The following is a 16,401-nucleotide window of genomic DNA, read 5'->3' as shown; positions in this document are numbered from 1 at the left end:
ACCCCGACCCCGACCCCGACCATATAACGTAGTGATCTAAGGAGAAAGACATGTCATTTAACAATGCCCTCAGCGGCATCAATGCGGCTCAAAAAGACCTGAACGTCACCGCGAACAACATTGCCAACGTCAATACCACCGGCTTCAAGGAGTCCCGCGCCGAGTTTGCCGATGTCTACGCCAACTCCATCTTCGTCAATGCCAAGACCCAGGTCGGCAACGGGGTCGCAACGGGGGCGGTGGCACAGCAGTTCCACCAAGGAGCGCTGCAATTCACCAACAACGCGCTGGATCTCGCCATTCAGGGCAACGGCTTCTTCGTCACCTCCGATAACATGACCAGCCTGGACCGCACCTATACCCGCTCCGGTGCCTTCAAGCTCAACGAAAACAGCTATATGGTCAGCAATTCCGGCGGTTACCTGCAGGGCTACGAGACCAACGCCGACGGCACCCCCAAGGCGGTCAGCATCAACGCGACCAAGCCCATTCAGATCCCGGACAGGGCCGGTGAGCCCGTCATGACATCCCAGATCGATGCTGGTTTCAACCTGCCCTCCAAGGCGTTACCGCTGGCAGCGGGCAACGGTGCCGCTGACGCCTCTAAGTTCGATCCCAAGGATTCGGACACCTACTCCTCCTCCACTTCGGTGGTTGTGTACGATTCCCTGGGGGAGCCGCACACCATCACTCAGTACTTCGTGAAAGAAGCTGATCCGGCGGATGTGACCAAGCCGGTCGTGCCGACCGCCTGGCGCATGTATCTGTATCAGGGTGACAAGCCCATCGACATCGCAGGCGGTACCGCCACCACCATGGCCACCGGCGTCAGCCAAGCACCCTTGAGCGCCCGCGTGACCTTCGATACCTCCGGCAAGATGGTGAGCCCGACTACACCGGCGGTCATCAAGACAGAAGCATTGGGAACACCGGGCGCTGGTATCATCACCAATGGTGCCGACGGCACCCAGGCGATCGAGATGAAGCTCGGCACTGTGACCCAGTACTCGTCGCCTTTTGAAGTCAACAAGTTGACTCAGGACGGCTCCACCGTCGGCCGCCTGACCAAGGTCGAGATCGGGGCGGACGGCATCGTCTCCGCCACTTACAGCAATGCAACCACCGTCAAGGTCGCCATGGTCGCTATGGCCAAATTTGCCAACTCCCAGGGACTGACCCAGGTGGGCGACACCTCCTGGCGTCAGTCCCTGCTCTCCGGCGATGCCTTGCCGGGCACCCCGAACTCCGGCACCTTCGGCTCCATCAAGTCGTCGGCGCTGGAGCAGTCCAACGTGGACTTGACCACCGAGCTGGTGGACCTCATCACCGCCCAGCGTAACTTCCAGGCCAACTCCCGTTCGCTGGAGGTCAACACCTCGCTGCAGCAGAGCATATTGCAGATCCGCTAAGGTACACCGCTGACGATTAGGGCGCTTAGGCGCCCTTTTTTACACCTGCTCCACGTATTTTCTCCTCTCTGTACAGCACCCTTATTTGTCTTGGCATCCAACTTGCAGTTGTCCGTTCAGAGTCATCTGTTTGACGGAGGATCCCATGGATCACCTGCTTTATATCGCCATGTCCGGGGCCAAGGAAAACATGAACAGCCTGGCTGTGCGTGGCAACAACCTGGCCAACGCCAACACCATCGGCTTCAAGTCTGACTTCGAGCAGGCGCGCAGCATGCAGGCGTTTGGCGAAGGGCTGCCCACGCGGGTGTTCGCCATGACCGAGAGTCCGGGCCAGAACCTGCAGCACGGCATGCTGATGACCACGGGGCGGGATCTTGACGTCGCCGTCGACGGCCAGGGCTGGATTGCGGTGCAGGATCCCAATGGGAAAGAGGCCTACACCCGCATGGGCAATTTGCAGCTCAATGCGGCGGGCAACCTGCAGACCTCGACCGGCCTCAACGTGGTGGATGACGGCGGTCAGCCCATAGTGCTGCCGCTGCCCATGGAGAAGATCGAGATCAACAGAGATGGCACCATCAGCGGCCGTCCGGAAGGGGCCGCCCCCAACCTGGCAGAGGATTACCAGCGCATCAAGCTGGTCAATCCGCCGGCGGATGCGGTGGCGAAGGGGCAGGATGGCTTGTTTCGACGCAAAGATGGCCAGAATGAAGCCGCCTCCGCCAATGTCGGCCTGCTGGCGGGTTCGCTCGAAGGCAGCAACGTCAACGTGGTCGACGAGATGACCAACCTCATTCGCTTGCAACGTCAGTTTGAAACTCAGGTCAAGATCATGAAAACGGCCGAGGAAAATGACGAGGCCCAAACCCAGCTGCTGCGTATCAGCTAATCAAGGAGCATTAAATGAACCCTGCACTCTGGATCAGCAAGACCGGCCTCGATGCCCAGCAGACCAACATCTCTGTCACCTCGAACAACCTCGCCAACGCCAGCACCGTCGGCTACAAGAAGGCCCGTGCCATCTTCGAGGACTTGCTCTATCAGAACATCAACCAGCCTGGTGGCCGCTCTTCGGCCGATACCGAGTTGCCCTCCGGTCTGATGCTGGGGGCGGGGGCCAAGGTGGTCGCCACCCAGAAGAACCACAGCCAGGGCAACGTGCAAACCACGGATAACTCCCTGGACTTGATGATAAGCGGGCGCGGTTACTTCGAAATCCAGCTGCCGGACGGCAGCGCCGCCTATACCCGCAACGGCCAGTTCACCCTCAACGATGAAGGCACCATAGTGACGCCGGGCAACGGCTACCCGCTGCAACCGGAGATCCAGATCCCCGAGAATGCCCAGAGCGTGACCGTGGGTGAGGATGGTCAGGTGTCGGTGCAGCTCAAGGGGGATGGGCAGTCCCAGGTGGTGGGCCAGATCAACACCACCGACTTCGTCAACCCGACCGGCCTGCAACCCATGGGGGAGAACTTGTTCCTCGAGACCCAGTCGAGCGGTGCGCCCATTCAGGGCACGGCCGGGGCGGATGGGCTGGGGGTCGTCAAGCAGGGCATGCTGGAGACCTCCAACGTCAACGTGACCGAAGAGCTGGTGAACCTCATTCAGGCCCAGCGAGTGTACGAGATGAACTCCAAGGTCATCTCGGCCGTGGACTCCATGATGTCCTTCCTGACCCAACGTACCTAATCAGGCACCTATGCGGAGGCCCATGATGAAAGCCCTATGGATGCTGAGCCTGCTGACGCTGGCAGGCTGTGCCAGCACCCCCAATACCGCCAAGCCCGACGATCCCGAGTTTGCGCCCGTCTACGGCGAGACCGATCCGGTGTCGGTGCGGCCGACCGGCGCCATCTTCCAGCCCGAGCAGGTCAATGGCATCTACTCGGACATCAAGGCACACCGGGTGGGCGACATCATCACCATCCAGCTGGCCGAATCGACCTCGGCGTCGAAGAAGGCCAACACCCAGAGCGGCAAGGACAACAAGCTGGAGCTGGAGCCCGTCACCCTGGGCGGGGTGCCGGTGACGGCGAGCCCTTATGATCTCTCCGCCTCCATCGGCCAGACCAGTGCCTTCAAGGGGCAGGCCAAGGCGGATCAGAGCAACAGCCTGCAGGGCAACATCTCGGTCAGCGTGGTCAAGGTATTGCCAAACGGCAATCTGCTGGTGCGCGGCGAGAAGTGGATCATGCTCAACAATGGCAACGAGTACATCCGTATCACCGGCATGGTACGCCCCGAAGATGTGACCTCGGAAAACAGCGTGTCATCCCAGCGGGTCGCCAATGCGCGCATCCATTACGGCGGTACCGGAGATCTGGCCAACAGCCAGGAACAAGGGTGGCTTACCAGCTTTTTCAATGGTCCCTGGTGGCCCATTTAGTACTCAGGGCCCTGGTGGTCACTTTAGGAGCTCTCATGAATCGACTTCGTCTGCTCGCACTGCTGTGCTGCTGCTTGCCGCTCGGATTGGCGCACGCCTCCCGCATCAAGGATCTCAGCTCGGTGGAAGGGGTGCGTAACAACCAGTTGATCGGCTACGGCCTGGTGGTGGGGCTGCCCGGCACCGGGGAGAAGAACAACGCCTTCACCGAGCAGACCTTCAGGACCATGCTCAACAACTTCGGCATCAAGGTGCCCGATAACATCAAGCCCAAGATCAAGGATGTGGCACCGGTCGCCATTCACGCCGATCTGCCACCCTTCTCCAAGCCGGGCCAGACCATTGATGTGACCGTCTCCGCCATCGGCGAGGCCAAGAGCCTGCGCGGCGGCACCCTGCTGCAAACCTTCCTCAAGGGGTTGGATGGCCGGGTCTATGCGGTTGCCCAGGGCAGCCTGGTAGTGGGTGGTCTCGGTGCCGAGGGGGCAGATGGCTCCAAGGTCGTGGTCAATACCCCGACCGTGGGCCGTATCGCCAATGGCGCCACCGTCGAGCGCGAGGTGCCCAACTCCTTCGCGCAAGGGGATACCATCACCTTCAACCTGAACCGACCCGACTTCACTACCGCCCGGCGACTGGCCGATGCGATCAACGATCTGGTGGGTCCGAACATGGCCCAGGCGCTGGATGCCACCTCGATCAAGGTGTTTGCCCCGCGCGACCCGGGTCAGCGGGTCGCCTATCTGGCCACCATCGAGAACATTGAAATCGATCCGGCCAGCGAGTCCGCCAAGATCATCGTCAACTCGCGCACCGGCACCATCGTCATCGGCAGCCAGGTCAAGTTGCGACCTGCCGCCATCAGCCACGGTGGCCTGACGGTCACCATCGCCGAGAACCAGCAGGTGTCCCAGCCCAATCCGCTGGCGGGTGGCCAGACGACGGTCACCAATAACTCCACCATCAACGTGCAGCAGGAGCCGGGGCGGATGTTCAAGCTCGATACCGGCGCGACCCTGGACGATCTGGTGCGGGCGGTGAATCAGGTCGGGGTCGCCCCCGGCGATCTGATGGCGATCCTGGAGGCCCTGCAGCAGGCGGGCGCCATCCAGGGACAGTTGGTCATTTTGTAACGGTTTAGCAAGCGTTAAGCGGCAAAGGCTTGCCACGGGCGGCAAAGAGGTAGGTATGGCAGAGTTCGACACCCAAAGCGGTATCAATATTGGCATGGTGCAGGATGTTCAAAATCTGGACAAACTGCGCCGGATGAGCCTGAACAAGGAGGGGAAAGCCGATGCCTTGATGGCGGCTTCCCGCCAGTTCGAGTCCATCTTCACCCAGACCCTGTTCAAGGGGATGCGTGAGGCCAATGCGGTGTTGACCCAAGACAACCCCATGAACAGCAGCTACACCCAGTTCTACGAGGGCATGCTCGACGAGCAGCGGGTCGCCGACATGTCGAGCAAGGGCGGCCTTGGCATCGCCGAGATGGTGGTCAAGCAGTTCTCGCCGGAGAAGAGCTTCACCCATAACGATGGCCGGGTGCTCAAGATGCCGCAGCGCACCGAACGGGTGCATAAACCCTATCAGGCTCCCACCTCGGCCCCGAACGATTTGATTGAAGCCTCAAAAGTTGGCAAAGATTTTGCTGAGAAGGGGATGGAGGGGGCCGAACCGGTCTTGGCCATGCCGAGAAGAACCCATCGCACCATTCCACCCATGAATCGCGCTTCGCAGGACCAGACTCAGGCGTTGGACACGACCGGCAAGGTATTCGATACCCCGGAGGAGTTTGTCAACCGGCTGATGCCGCTGGCCAAGAAGGCGGCGGATAAGCTAGGGCTGAGCCCGGCGGTGCTGGTGGCGCAGGCCGCGCTGGAAAGTGGCTGGGGCAAGCGGGTGATCAAAGACGGGGAGGGGCAGATGACCCACAACCTGTTCGGCATCAAGGCCGATCCTCGCTGGGAAGGACCCAAGGCGGTGGTCAGCACCCTCGAATATGAGCAAGGGGTGGCATCTCGCCAGAAGGCGGCGTTTCGCTCCTATGAGTCGTTTGAAGAGAGCTTCAACGATTATGTCGATTTCCTGACCTCCGGTTCCCGTTACCAGGGGGCACTGGCCAAGGCAGATAGCCCTGACCGCTATTTCGAGGCGTTGCAGCAGGCCGGTTATGCCACCGACCCTCAGTACGCCAGGAAACTGAAACAGGTACTGCGCAGTGATGCCATCGCCGGCTACTCCTCGCCCGGCAACACTGCAACCAGAAACACAGAGATGGAGCTGTAAGTTATGGCAAGCGATCTGCTTGGAATCGGAACCTCGGGTGTGATGGCCCAGCAGCGACTGCTGCAGACCACCAGTAACAACATCGTCAACGTCAATAGCCAGGGCTATGTACGTGAACGCACCCTGGTGTATACCAATTCCGTCGGATTGGGGACAGGTGACATGGTGACCCAGCGGGTCATCAACAACTATGCCCAGGGGGAGATGCGTCGCGATACGTCCGCCTATCACGCCTCCGGTACCCGCTACGATCAACTGTTCCAGCTCGATAGCCTGCTCGGTGACACCAGCAACAGCGTGGGCACCACCATTACCTCCTACTTCAAGGCGTTTCATACCGCCAACGAATCGCCGGCCGAGATCGGGGGGCGCAAGACCACCCTGAGCGAGCTCAACGGCATGGTGAACCGCTATCAGACCCTCTCCAGCCAGCTCGACAAGCAGTCCGACACCATCAACTCCACCATCAGCGACGAGACCGACAGGGTCAACAGCCTGCTGAGCAGCATCAACGATCTGAACCAGGCCATCGTCCGCACTAATGGATCGCCGGAAGAAAACCTGATGCTATTCGATCAGCGCGACGAGGCGGTGCGTCAGCTCTCCGAGAAGATGGACATTCGTACCGTGACCCAGCCCAACGGCAGCATGCTGGTCAACATGAGCACCGGCCACTCCCTGGTGCTGGACGGTGGCGTGGCCCAGTTCAAGATGGTGGCGGGGGATCCAGACTCTCGTGACTCGACCCTGCAGCTCACTCTGGGTTCCAACAAGGCCAGCGTCAATGACAAGGATATCGGTGGCGGTCTCGGTGGCCTGTTCAGCGCGCGCCGGGATCTGGAGCCCTCCAAGCGGGAGCTGGGACAACTGGCTGCCGCCATGGCCGATGCCATGAACCAGCAAAACCGGCTGGGGATGGATCTCGATAACGAGCTGGGCAGCGATCTCTTCTCCCTCTCCGCCAGCAAGGGCCTGCCTTATAGCAGCAACACCGGCAGCGGCGCCGCCAGCGTGAACTTCGTGCCCGGCAAGGGCAAGGAGGTCACCACCTTCGATTACGAGGTGAAGTTCAGCAGCGCCACCGGCTATGAGGTGTTCTCCATCGACGGCAGCGGCAAGCGTACCTCCCTGATGACGGGGGCCACCCCGCCCGCCAAGTTCGAGGTGGCGGGGCATGGCATCGAGATCGACTTGTCCGGCGCCCCGGCCGCCGGCGACAAGATATTGTTGCAGCCGACCAAGCATGCCGCCGCCGGCCTGGCCGCTGCTATCACTCGACCGGAAGATATTGCGCTAGCCTCTCCTGTAAAAGCAGATAAAAATGCTCAAAATATAGGCTCTGGCGAGATAAAAATGACCGGTATCTATAACACCGGTACGGGGTCGGGCTTTGGTGCCAATACCCTGGATCCCGCCGCCCCTCAAGTCATCAAGATCGACAACAGCGGCAACTACGAGGTGTATGCCGCGGATGGCACCACCCTCATCGGGGTGGCGCCGGCGTCCAGCAAGGGCCAGAACCTGATGGCCGCCCTCGAGAGCCCGCTGGGGGGCCCCAAGGTCTACGCCGATCCCAAGGCGACGCCGGGGTATGACTTCAGCATCACCGGCAAGGTGGAGGCCAAGGACAGCTTCAATCTGAGCTACAACAAGAACGGTTTTGCCGACAACGCCAACGGCCTGGCCCTGGCGGAGCTGCAAAACAAGGAGCTGGTGCGCAAGAACAACAACGCCGCCACCAGCAACGACAAGATGACCTTCAACGACGCCTACAGCGCGCTGGTGACCGGGGTGGGCAACAAGACCAGCCAGGCCAAGACCCTGTTGCAGGCCAATGAAGCCAAGCTGACCCAGAGCACCGGCATCTACGAGAGCGTCTCCGGGGTCAACCTGGAGGAGGAGGCGGCCAACCTCATCCGCTTCCAGCAGTCCTATGCGGCCTCGGCCCAGATCGTCAGCACCGCCAAGACCATCTTCGACACCCTGTTGTCTTCCGTGAGGTAAGTCATGCGCATTACCACCAACATGATCTATGACCGCAACCTCGCCACCATGGGCAAGGTCAGCGAACGCCAGAACACCGCTTACGAGCAGTTGATGACCGGTGACAAGTTCAGCCGGGCGGGGGAAGATCCCTCCGGCATGAGCCAGAAGATGGCGCTGACCAAGGAGATCGATCTCTTCAAGCAATATTCGGTCAACGGCAGCCTGCTGGAGAACAGCCTGGGCCACGAAGATACCGTCCTGACCTCCATCAACACCGCCATGTTGAGCGCCAAGACCCTGATCCAGAAGGCCAACAGCTCGGCCATGGGCTCGGAGGAGCGCACCGCCATCGCGAGCGAGTTGGAGGGGCTGCAAAAGCAGATGTTCGATCTGATGAACAGCAAGAACTCCCAGGGGGAGTTTATCTTCGGTGGCAACCAGAGCAAGACCCAGCCCTTCGTCAAGGATGCGAGCGGCAACTACGTGTTCCAGGGGGACACAGGGCAGCGCAGCATCCAGGTCTCGCCCACGGTGCAGATCCCGGCCAATGATTCCGGCTTCAACCTGTTCGAGACGGTGGCCACCCGGCGCACCGCCAGTGCCACCAGTGCCAACATCAAGGTCGGGGTGGGGGATCAGGGCAATTTCGAGAGTTTTTATCGCAACAACTACGACTCGTCCCTTGCCAGCAACGCGTTCACCGTGAACACCCTGGTGGGCCCGCCGGATACCTACGAGATCAAGGACAGCGGCGGCACCCTGGTGCAAAGCGGCGACTACAGCGCGGGCAACAAGATAGCCTTCAACGGGCTGGAGCTGACCCTGGACTTGCCGGCCGGCGGCGCGGCGCAAAGTTTTGCACTGGATGCGCCAAAGAGCGACAACGTGCTCAACGGCATGTCCGATTTCATCTCGGCCCTGCGCGACCCCAACATCTCGGCGGATGACTTCCAGCTGGCGGTGGCCAATGCCACCACCCACATGGACAACGCCAGAACCAAGATAGACAGGGGGCAGGGGGACGTGGGCAGCCGACTCAACAGCCTGGAGCAGGTGATGAGCTCGAACGATGGCTTAAGCACCCTCAATCAGCAGGCGCGAGCCAAGGTCTCCGAGGCCGATATGTATGAGGTGATCGCCGCGCTCTCCAAGGAGGATGCCGCCATGAGCGCCTCCCAGCTGGCGTTTAGCAAGATAAGCAAGCTGACCCTGTTTGACTATATCCGCTGACATTCACTGAAATAGTGCTCCCCCGCGGCCCCGGCCCGGGGGAGCCAGCTCCTCTCGTTCGTCATCTGCCTTCCTTCCCGTCGTTCAATTTGTAACAACCTATTGCCGGCGGCCCGCTTGGCTTGACTCAGGCCCGCGACTCGCCGATGATGCCGCCCGCACAGCCCAAGGCTGTGGCTATTTTTCGCAGCATCTCGTTAGGCGAGGCTCCTGCATAAACACAGGCCACTGATCTCACGACGTCGAGAGACGCCCAAGATCAGGACAGTTTTCATCGGATTAAGGTGTAAACCCAAGTGGCTTCCGGCGTGCCGGATACGTTATGCAGTGCTAAAGCTGGTACGTGGGGATGATGACACGCCGAACGGCGTCATTTCCTGCCTATTACTCGTCAATCAAATTGCTGTTTTCTTGCAAACGGCGGCCGCCATCTGTCGGCTGCTCTCGGGCTCGACCCGGGATCACATGAGGATATCTGTGATGAAGAAAACACACACCCTGCTCAATCGTCATCAACTGCTCGACCTGGCCGCCCTGCAAGGCTGGCTTGCCCGCAACCTGGATCCGGTACAACGCGCCGACCAGCTGCTGACCCTGCGTCCGGAAGAGCTCAACTGTATCTTTGATACCCTACCCACCTCCGAAGGTGCGGCGCTGCTCGTCTCCTTGCCACCGGACTGTGCCGGCCGCCTCTTGCTGCGGCTGCACGCCAGCATCGTCAGCCTGCTGCAGGGAGCCATGGCCAGGCGCGATCTGCTGGGTATCTTGCGCAAGCTCAATGACAGCGATCGCAACACACTGCTCTCCCGCTTCCCCGAGCCGGTACAGTCGGGCCTCTACGCCCTGCTGGACTGGCCGAGTGAGTCGGTGGGTGCCAACATGCGTCACGAGTTTCTCGCCATCCATGAGGGGGAGACGGTCGATAACGCCAAACAGCTGATCCACGACGCCTGGGACAAGGGCCAGCTGTTCCAGCAGCTATACGTGGTCAACGGCGATCAGCGTCTGCTCGGCAGCCTCTCCCTCAAGTCCTTGCTGATAGCGAATCCCCTGCGACCGGTGAGCGAGCTGATGGACAGGGAAGCGGTGCGCATCAACGCCAGGGCGGATCAGGAGCTGGCGGCTCGCCTGCTGATCGACCGCGACATCTCGACCCTGCCGGTGGAGGAGCAGGGCAGGCTGGTGGGGGTTTTCCACGTGGATGATGCTGCCGACATCCTGGAGCTCGAATCCACCGAGGATGCGGAGCGCCAAGGTGGCTCCTCACCTCTCGACACCCCCTATCTGCAGGCGACGCCCTGGCAGCTGTGGCGCAAGCGGGTGGGCTGGCTGCTGATCCTGTTCGTGGCCGAAGCCTACACCGGCACCGTGCTACGGGCATTCGAGGAGCAGCTGGAGGCAGCCATCGCGCTGGCCTTCTTCATTCCGCTCTTGATCGGCACCGGCGGTAACAGCGGCACCCAGATCACCACCACCATAGTGCGCGCCATGGCGGTGGGGGAGGTGAGCCTGAAGAACCTGGGTACCGTGCTCAAGAAGGAGCTCTCAACCGGTCTGCTGATCTCGGTAGCCATCGCCATCGCGGCCTGGGTACGGGCCTGGAGTCTGGGGGTGGGCCCCGAGATCGGCATGGTGGTCACCCTGACCATCATCGCCATCGTGCTCTGGAGTGCCACCGTCGCCTCGGTGATCCCCATGGTACTGCGCCGCTTCCGGATCGATCCCGCAGTGGTCTCGGCCCCTTTCATCTCCACCCTGGTGGATGGCACCGGCCTCATCATCTACTTCGAAATCGCCAAGTGGTTGCTGCCCGAGTTGCAGTAAGCAGGCGTTCGAACCCGCAATAGCAAAGAGGCAGCCCATGGGCTGCCTCTTTGCATGCAGGAGCGGTCAGCTCAGCTGGAACAGCAGGGGCCAGCCCTGCTCCTGGCAATAGCGGTGCTCCTTCTCCAGGTTCTGCATCAGCAGGCGGTTATCCTCACACCACTCGGTGGGCAGGGTAACCACCAGCTGATCCCCGGCGGCCAGCACCTTCAACGGGGGCAGCAGGTTGTCCTGGCGTCTGTGGTGGGCCGCCACCGCGAGGCGCAGGATGCGGATGCAGCGCAGCACCGTCTGCTCGTCGTGGTTGGGCAGGGCGGGCAGCTCGGAGAGCTTGAGTCCCTTGCGCTGGAAGCGCACCAGGGCCGCCAGCAGGGCTTGATCGTCCTGGTTGAAACCGGGCAGGTCGGTGTTTTGCAAGATGTAGGCGGAGTGGCGATGGATGCCGCTGTAGTTGATGGCGAGCCCAATCTCGTGCAGCCGCGCCGCCCAGCCGAGGATGGCGCGGTAGGGCTCGATGGGCATCTGCCAGGGTTCGCTCAGGGCATCGAACAGGGAGAGCACGGTCTGCTCGACCCGGGCCGCCTGGCGCTTGTCGATGCGGTAGTGGCTGATGAGGGCCAGGGCGGTGCGCTCGCGGATGTCGTGATGTTGCAGCCGCTCCTCGAATTCGTAGAGCAAGCCTTCGCGCAGGGCACCGTCGGAATACTCCATCCGCTCGATGGGCAGGGAGGTGAAGAGGCCGAGCAGGATGGCGACCGCGGCGGCGAACACCCCCTGGCGCTCCTCGGTCAGACCGGCGAGTTTGAGCTGCTCGACCTTCTTGTGCTTGAGCATCTCTTCTTTGAGCCGCTCAAGCCCCGCCAGGGTGATGCTGCCATCGGTCCAACCTTCCCCCTGCAACACGTCCCGCACGGTACGGATGGAGCCTGAGCTGCCGAGGCAGCTCTGCCAGCCGAGCTTGCGGTACTGGTTGACGATGGGGGCGAGCTGGTGTTGCACCTCCAGCACGGCGTTGTTGATGGCCTTCTCGCTCAGCTTGCCGTTGCCAAAGAAGCTTTGGGTGAAGCTGACGCAGCCCATCTTGCGACTGGTGAGCGCCTTGTGGTCAAACCCCTCACCGATGATGAGCTCGGTACTGCCGCCACCTATGTCCACCACCAGCACCTGGCCTTCGATATGCTGGGTGTGCGCCACCCCTTGATAGATGAGGCGGGCCTCTTCCTGACCGCTGATGATCTCGACGGGGTGATTGAGCACCAGGGCCGCCTCGCGCACGAAGTCACGGGCGTTGCTGGCGCGGCGCAGGGTGTAGGTGCCGGCGATGCGGATCTGGTCAGGCTTGATGTTGGTCAGCCGCTCGGCGAACAGGGCGAGGCAATCGAGGCCTCGTGCCATGGCCTCGTCCGACATGCGGCGCTGCTCGTCCATCCCCTCCGCCAGCCGGACCCGCTCCTTGATGCGATCGACGATCTGCATCCGCCCCTCATTGAGGCGGGCGATGACCATGTGAAAACTGTTCGAGCCCAGATCGACAGCGGCGTACAGACTATTGTCCATGGTTTGACTCTATGCGTTTGAGATAATCGTAAATCGCAACCTGAGAACGAACCTTGCGGCGGTTGCCCCGCTTCACGTATTCGTTGCTCTGGTTTGCATCGATGACCCTTGCCTTGCAGGTGTCGCTCAGCTGCAGCTGGAGGATGTCCAGAATGCGCTGTTTGAGGCGCTCGTCGTAGATGGGGGTGCCCACCTCGATCCGGCCGTCGATGTTGCGGCTCATCCAGTCGGCGCTGGAGATGAACAGCTGGGGGTTACCCCGGTTGTGGAACACCATGACCCGCGGGTGCTCGAGGAAGCGGTCGATGATGCTGATGACCTGGATATTTTCGCTCAGACCCGGCACCCCGGGGCGCAGGGCGCACATGCCGCGGATGATCATCTGGATAGGCACCCCAGCCTGACCGGCGGCGTAGAGCCGGTTGATGAGATCCCTGTCCACCAGGTTGTTGATCTTGAGGGTAATGCCGCTCGGCTGGCCCGCCTTGGCGTTGGCCAGCTCGGCGTCGATGAGGCGATAGAGCTGGCGGCGGCTGTTGATGGGGGAGACCAGCAGGTGGTTGAACTTGTAGCGCCGGTAGGGATATTCGATGTATTCGAACACCCCCTCCACCTCGGCGGTGATGTCCGGGTGGCGGGTCAGCAGGGAGAAGTCGGTGTAGATCTTGGCGGTCTTCTCGTTGAAGTTGCCGGTGCCGATATGAGCGTAGCGCACCGCCTCGCCGTGTTCATGGCGAGTGATGAGGCAGAGCTTGGAGTGGATCTTGAGGCTCGGCACCCCGAACACCACCTTGACCCCCGCATCGGTCAGGATGTTGGCCCAGTCGATGTTGGCCGCCTCGTCGAAGCGGGCGCGCAGCTCTACCACGACCGTCACCTTCTTGCCGTTGTTGGCGGCGTCGATGAGGGAGTGAATGATGCGCGACTTCTTGGCGACCCGGTAGATATTGATGCGAATGGCGCTCACCGCCGGATCAAACGCTGCCTGACGCACCAGTTCCGTGAAGTGATGGAACTTGTGATAGGGGTAATACAGCAGAATGTCCTGCTTGGTGATGGCGTCGAAGGCGTTGACGAAGCCGTCGAAGTCGCGGCAATCGAGCGCCGGCAGCTTGGGGTTTTCCAGATAATCCCGGCCCACGTTGGGGAAGCCGATGAAATCCTTGAAGTTGTGATAACGGCCGCCGGGCATGATGGCGTCGTAAGAGCTTATCTGCAGCTTGAGTTTCAGGAAGCTTATCATGGCGGCGGGCATCTCCCGCTCGTAGACGAAGCGCACCGGCATGGCGGTGAGCCGCTGCTTCAAGCCGTCACTCATCTTGTCCACCAGACTCAAGTCCAGCTGATCGGAGAGATCGTACTCCGCATCCCGGGTCAGCTTGACCGCGTAGGCGGCGATTTCGTCGTAGTCGAAGAAGCCCTTGAAGATCTCGTCGAGACAGAAGCGGATGACGTTATCCAGGATGATGATCTGCTTCTTGCGGCGGGTCCCTTCCGGTGGCAACTGGAAGAAGCGGGGCAGATCGTCGGTCGGAACCTCCACCAGGGCGTACTGGATAACCTGGCCTCCCTTCTTCATCTCGATGGCGAGGTAGGTATGCTCGTCTTTGAGGAACTTGACCGGGTTGACCTCTTTGTTGAGCAGGATGGGGATGATGTGGCGCAGCACCTTCTCCCGGAAGAAGACTCGCAGCCACTGCTGGATAGCCTCGGAGATCTGGCTCTCGTTGACCAGGAAGATGTTGTGGCGGGCGAGCGCTATCAGCAGCTCTTTGTAGGTGTTGTCGAATGCCTCGCCGAGCGCCATCACCTTCTGCTGGATGGCGCGCAGCAACACCTTGGCCTCGTCGTCGCCGCCGTGTACCTCGTTGATGAGGATGCGGCGCTTGACGTCAGACACCCGTACCTTGAAGAACTCGTCCTGGTTGGAGGAGAAGATCCCCAGAAAACGGACCCGCTCGATGAGGGGGACCGTCTTGTCCATCGCCTCTTGCAACACCCGTTCATTGAATGAGAGCCAACTCAGCTCCTTCTCTTCATACTGCTTGTCGGTGCTCATGTGGTGCCTCTGTGATCTGGTTGCGTCTGCGCGGCAGTAATGGCGTGAAAAGATGACAGATTGATGATGCCGGATCCTATTCTGTCACGGCCTGATCGATGTCGACCACCAGATCATCGGAGAGGGATTCCAGCGCCGTGACCAGGTCGTCGAGCTCGAGTTGGGGCGGCAGGGCCACCAGGGCGTGCGCATAGAACAGCGGGGCGCCGGAGTGGGGCGCGGGCTCGCAGCCGGTGGTGAGATCGGCGACGTTGATGTTGAGCTGGCGCAGTATGCTGGCGACCTCGTGCACGATGCCGGCGCGGTCGTTGCCGGTGACGCTCAGCATCACCTGGCGGGCGGGCTCGGGGCTGAGCTGACCTTCGGCGAAGCTGACGGTGAGACCGGGCAGCATCACCAGCGCCTCGCACAGGCTGCGGTAATGCTCATCGGGCACGCTGACATGCAAGATGCCGGCAAATTGCCCCGCCAGTTCACTCATGGAGCTGGCCAGCCAGTTACCCTGCTGGCGGGTGATGATGTCGGCCAGGCTCTCGACGATACCGGGTTTGTCTGCCCCTATCACGGTGACAACCAATTGCTTTTGCATCCTGCTCTCCTTCGAATTGGGTTTTGATAGCATTGTGCCTGCAGTGGCAGGCCATATGAAGCCCCGCCTCGCGCAATTTTAGTGAAAAAAAGCGCTGGCAAGCGGCGCTGGCCATTTCTGCGCTGCCTGACCGCGGCCCCCGTGGTAGAGTGATGCCCCTTCTCTGTTTTGTGAACTGGATAGTGCGCTCATGAATACCCTAGTCGTATCGGGATTGGTGTTATTGGTACTGCTCCTGCTGGCCATCTTCTGGTCCCGCGGCAAGCACGCCAAGGCGTTGCCCTATGATCTGCAGGAAACCCTGTTCAGCCCGGCCGAGCGATCCTTCCTCGGGGTGCTGGATCTGGCGGTCGGTGATCGGGCGCGGGTCTTTGCCAAGGTGCGAGTGGCCGATGTGCTGACCCCTGAGAGCAAAATGGGCAAGAGCAAGTGGCAGCAGGCATTCAACAAGATCAGCGCCAAGCATTTTGACTATCTGCTGTGCGATCCGGCGGATCTCTCCTTTCTCTGCGCCGTCGAGCTCGATGACAGCTCCCACCGTCACCAGAAGCGCAAGGCCCGTGATGCCTTCCTGAAATCGGCCTGTGACAGTGCGGGTCTGCCGCTGCTGCAGATCCCGGCGAGCAGCCATTATCAGGTGGAAGAGCTGCGCGAGCAGTTGCTGCCGCTGCTCTCCAAGACGGCGGCGCCGGTCGAGGATCTGCTGCCGGGTGAGCGCCGCGAGCCCACCTTCAACCCGCTGCTGCTGGACGGGGTCGATCTGGTCGACAATCGCCACGGGCAGATACCGGCGGGTCCGTTGCCGGGCGCCGACAAGGCCTCGCTGGTTGAATCTGAGCCTGCGTTGATAGACAACCTGTTTGCCGATCCGGATGAGGAAGACGCGGTGTCGGTGGAGCCCCCCCACTGCCCGCGCTGTGATGCGCCCCTGGTGGAGCGTGAAGCCAAGAAGGGGCCTCATGTCGGTCGCCTGTTTTTGGCCTGCAGCCGTTTCCCTGAGTGCCGCTACGCAGCCTCCCACGCTCAGATCAAACACTGAGTCTTGTTTGGCTTCGGCTTCGGCCGGAGC

The 16,401-nt window shown here is 61.2% G+C and carries 13 protein-coding genes and 1 riboswitch; of the genes, 10 read left to right on the top strand and 3 right to left on the bottom strand.

All coding sequences use genetic code 11. The features are described from left to right. Positions 1 to 50: 50 nt before the first annotated feature. From flgE to mgtE, 9 genes are all read left to right on the top strand, one after another. Entirely contained in the window at positions 51 to 1,409 is a 1,359-nt protein-coding gene (gene flgE, locus BN1137_RS20870; protein ID WP_050720427.1) for a flagellar hook protein FlgE, read from the top strand. Between the two features lie 145 nt (positions 1,410 to 1,554). Beyond that, positions 1,555 to 2,301 carry a flagellar basal-body rod protein FlgF gene (gene flgF / locus BN1137_RS20865; RefSeq protein WP_050720426.1) on the top strand — a complete coding sequence of 249 codons (747 nt, stop codon included), beginning with the start codon at positions 1,555 to 1,557 and terminating at the stop codon, positions 2,299 to 2,301. Positions 2,302 to 2,315: 14 nt separating this feature from the next. Continuing rightward, positions 2,316 to 3,104: a flagellar basal-body rod protein FlgG gene (gene flgG / locus BN1137_RS20860; protein WP_033131136.1), complete on the top strand. Its 789-nt coding sequence runs from the start codon at positions 2,316 to 2,318 to the stop codon at positions 3,102 to 3,104. A 25-nt stretch (positions 3,105 to 3,129) separates the two neighbouring features. Beyond that, the gene (gene flgH / locus BN1137_RS20855) at positions 3,130 to 3,801 is read left to right on the top strand and encodes a flagellar basal body L-ring protein FlgH (protein ID WP_050720425.1); all 672 of its coding nucleotides are present in this window, start codon (positions 3,130 to 3,132) and stop codon (positions 3,799 to 3,801) included. Between the two features lie 35 nt (positions 3,802 to 3,836). Next, complete coding sequence (locus tag BN1137_RS20850) at positions 3,837 to 4,934, top strand: flagellar basal body P-ring protein FlgI (RefSeq protein ID WP_050720424.1); 1,098 nt, start codon at positions 3,837 to 3,839, stop codon at positions 4,932 to 4,934. Positions 4,935 to 4,989: 55 nt separating this feature from the next. Further along, positions 4,990 to 6,087, top strand: coding sequence for a flagellar assembly peptidoglycan hydrolase FlgJ (flgJ, locus tag BN1137_RS20845; protein WP_050720423.1), 1,098 nt, complete (start codon positions 4,990 to 4,992; stop codon positions 6,085 to 6,087). A 3-nt stretch (positions 6,088 to 6,090) separates the two neighbouring features. After that, positions 6,091 to 8,091, top strand: a complete 2,001-nt coding sequence (gene flgK / locus BN1137_RS20840; RefSeq protein ID WP_050720422.1) for a flagellar hook-associated protein FlgK — start codon at positions 6,091 to 6,093, stop codon at positions 8,089 to 8,091. A gap of 3 nt (positions 8,092 to 8,094) precedes the next feature. Next, positions 8,095 to 9,303, top strand: coding sequence for a flagellar hook-associated protein FlgL (gene flgL, locus BN1137_RS20835; RefSeq protein WP_050720421.1), 1,209 nt, complete (start codon positions 8,095 to 8,097; stop codon positions 9,301 to 9,303). A gap of 186 nt (positions 9,304 to 9,489) precedes the next feature. After that, positions 9,490 to 9,659: riboswitch (M-box (ykoK) riboswitch) on the top strand. Positions 9,660 to 9,783: 124 nt separating this feature from the next. Continuing rightward, entirely contained in the window at positions 9,784 to 11,127 is a 1,344-nt protein-coding gene (mgtE, locus tag BN1137_RS20830; RefSeq protein ID WP_050720420.1) for a magnesium transporter, read from the top strand. A 66-nt stretch (positions 11,128 to 11,193) separates the two neighbouring features. Here mgtE and ppx read toward each other — a convergent pair whose 3' ends face one another. The 3 genes from ppx to BN1137_RS20815 form a co-directional block, all read right to left on the bottom strand. Further along, a complete protein-coding gene (gene ppx / locus BN1137_RS20825) occupies positions 11,194 to 12,684 on the bottom strand; it encodes an exopolyphosphatase (protein ID WP_050720419.1) in 1,491 nt (496 codons plus the stop codon). Continuing rightward, the gene (gene ppk1, locus BN1137_RS20820) at positions 12,674 to 14,743 is read right to left on the bottom strand and encodes a polyphosphate kinase 1 (RefSeq protein WP_050720418.1); all 2,070 of its coding nucleotides are present in this window, start codon (positions 14,741 to 14,743) and stop codon (positions 12,674 to 12,676) included. Before ppk1 ends, ppx begins: the two co-directional genes overlap by 11 nt. 76 nt (positions 14,744 to 14,819) lie before the next feature. Beyond that, positions 14,820 to 15,332, bottom strand: a complete 513-nt coding sequence (locus tag BN1137_RS20815; protein WP_050720417.1) for a glycine cleavage system transcriptional repressor — start codon at positions 15,330 to 15,332, stop codon at positions 14,820 to 14,822. A gap of 190 nt (positions 15,333 to 15,522) precedes the next feature. Between BN1137_RS20815 and BN1137_RS20810 the strand changes: the two genes are divergently transcribed. Continuing rightward, complete coding sequence (locus tag BN1137_RS20810; RefSeq protein WP_050720416.1) at positions 15,523 to 16,371, top strand: DUF2726 domain-containing protein; 849 nt, start codon at positions 15,523 to 15,525, stop codon at positions 16,369 to 16,371. The last annotated feature ends 30 nt before the right edge of the window (positions 16,372 to 16,401 follow it).

This window comes from Aeromonas tecta (assembly GCF_000820185.1).
Lineage (GTDB): Bacteria > Pseudomonadota > Gammaproteobacteria > Enterobacterales > Aeromonadaceae > Aeromonas > Aeromonas tecta.
The sequence above is the reverse complement of the archived record's forward strand: the minus strand, read 5'-3'. Positions and strand labels throughout refer to the sequence as shown.

Coding starts and splice junctions, on each gene's coding strand:
- flgE (WP_050720427.1), top strand. CDS start 51: ATGTCATTTAACAATGCCCTCAGCGGCATCAATGCGGCTCAAAAAGAC.
- flgF (WP_050720426.1), top strand. CDS start 1,555: ATGGATCACCTGCTTTATATCGCCATGTCCGGGGCCAAGGAAAACATG.
- flgG (WP_033131136.1), top strand. CDS start 2,316: ATGAACCCTGCACTCTGGATCAGCAAGACCGGCCTCGATGCCCAGCAG.
- flgH (WP_050720425.1), top strand. CDS start 3,130: ATGAAAGCCCTATGGATGCTGAGCCTGCTGACGCTGGCAGGCTGTGCC.
- BN1137_RS20850 (WP_050720424.1), top strand. CDS start 3,837: ATGAATCGACTTCGTCTGCTCGCACTGCTGTGCTGCTGCTTGCCGCTC.
- flgJ (WP_050720423.1), top strand. CDS start 4,990: ATGGCAGAGTTCGACACCCAAAGCGGTATCAATATTGGCATGGTGCAG.
- flgK (WP_050720422.1), top strand. CDS start 6,091: ATGGCAAGCGATCTGCTTGGAATCGGAACCTCGGGTGTGATGGCCCAG.
- flgL (WP_050720421.1), top strand. CDS start 8,095: ATGCGCATTACCACCAACATGATCTATGACCGCAACCTCGCCACCATG.
- mgtE (WP_050720420.1), top strand. CDS start 9,784: ATGAAGAAAACACACACCCTGCTCAATCGTCATCAACTGCTCGACCTG.
- ppx (WP_050720419.1), bottom strand. CDS start 12,684: ATGGACAATAGTCTGTACGCCGCTGTCGATCTGGGCTCGAACAGTTTT.
- ppk1 (WP_050720418.1), bottom strand. CDS start 14,743: ATGAGCACCGACAAGCAGTATGAAGAGAAGGAGCTGAGTTGGCTCTCA.
- BN1137_RS20815 (WP_050720417.1), bottom strand. CDS start 15,332: ATGCAAAAGCAATTGGTTGTCACCGTGATAGGGGCAGACAAACCCGGT.
- BN1137_RS20810 (WP_050720416.1), top strand. CDS start 15,523: ATGAATACCCTAGTCGTATCGGGATTGGTGTTATTGGTACTGCTCCTG.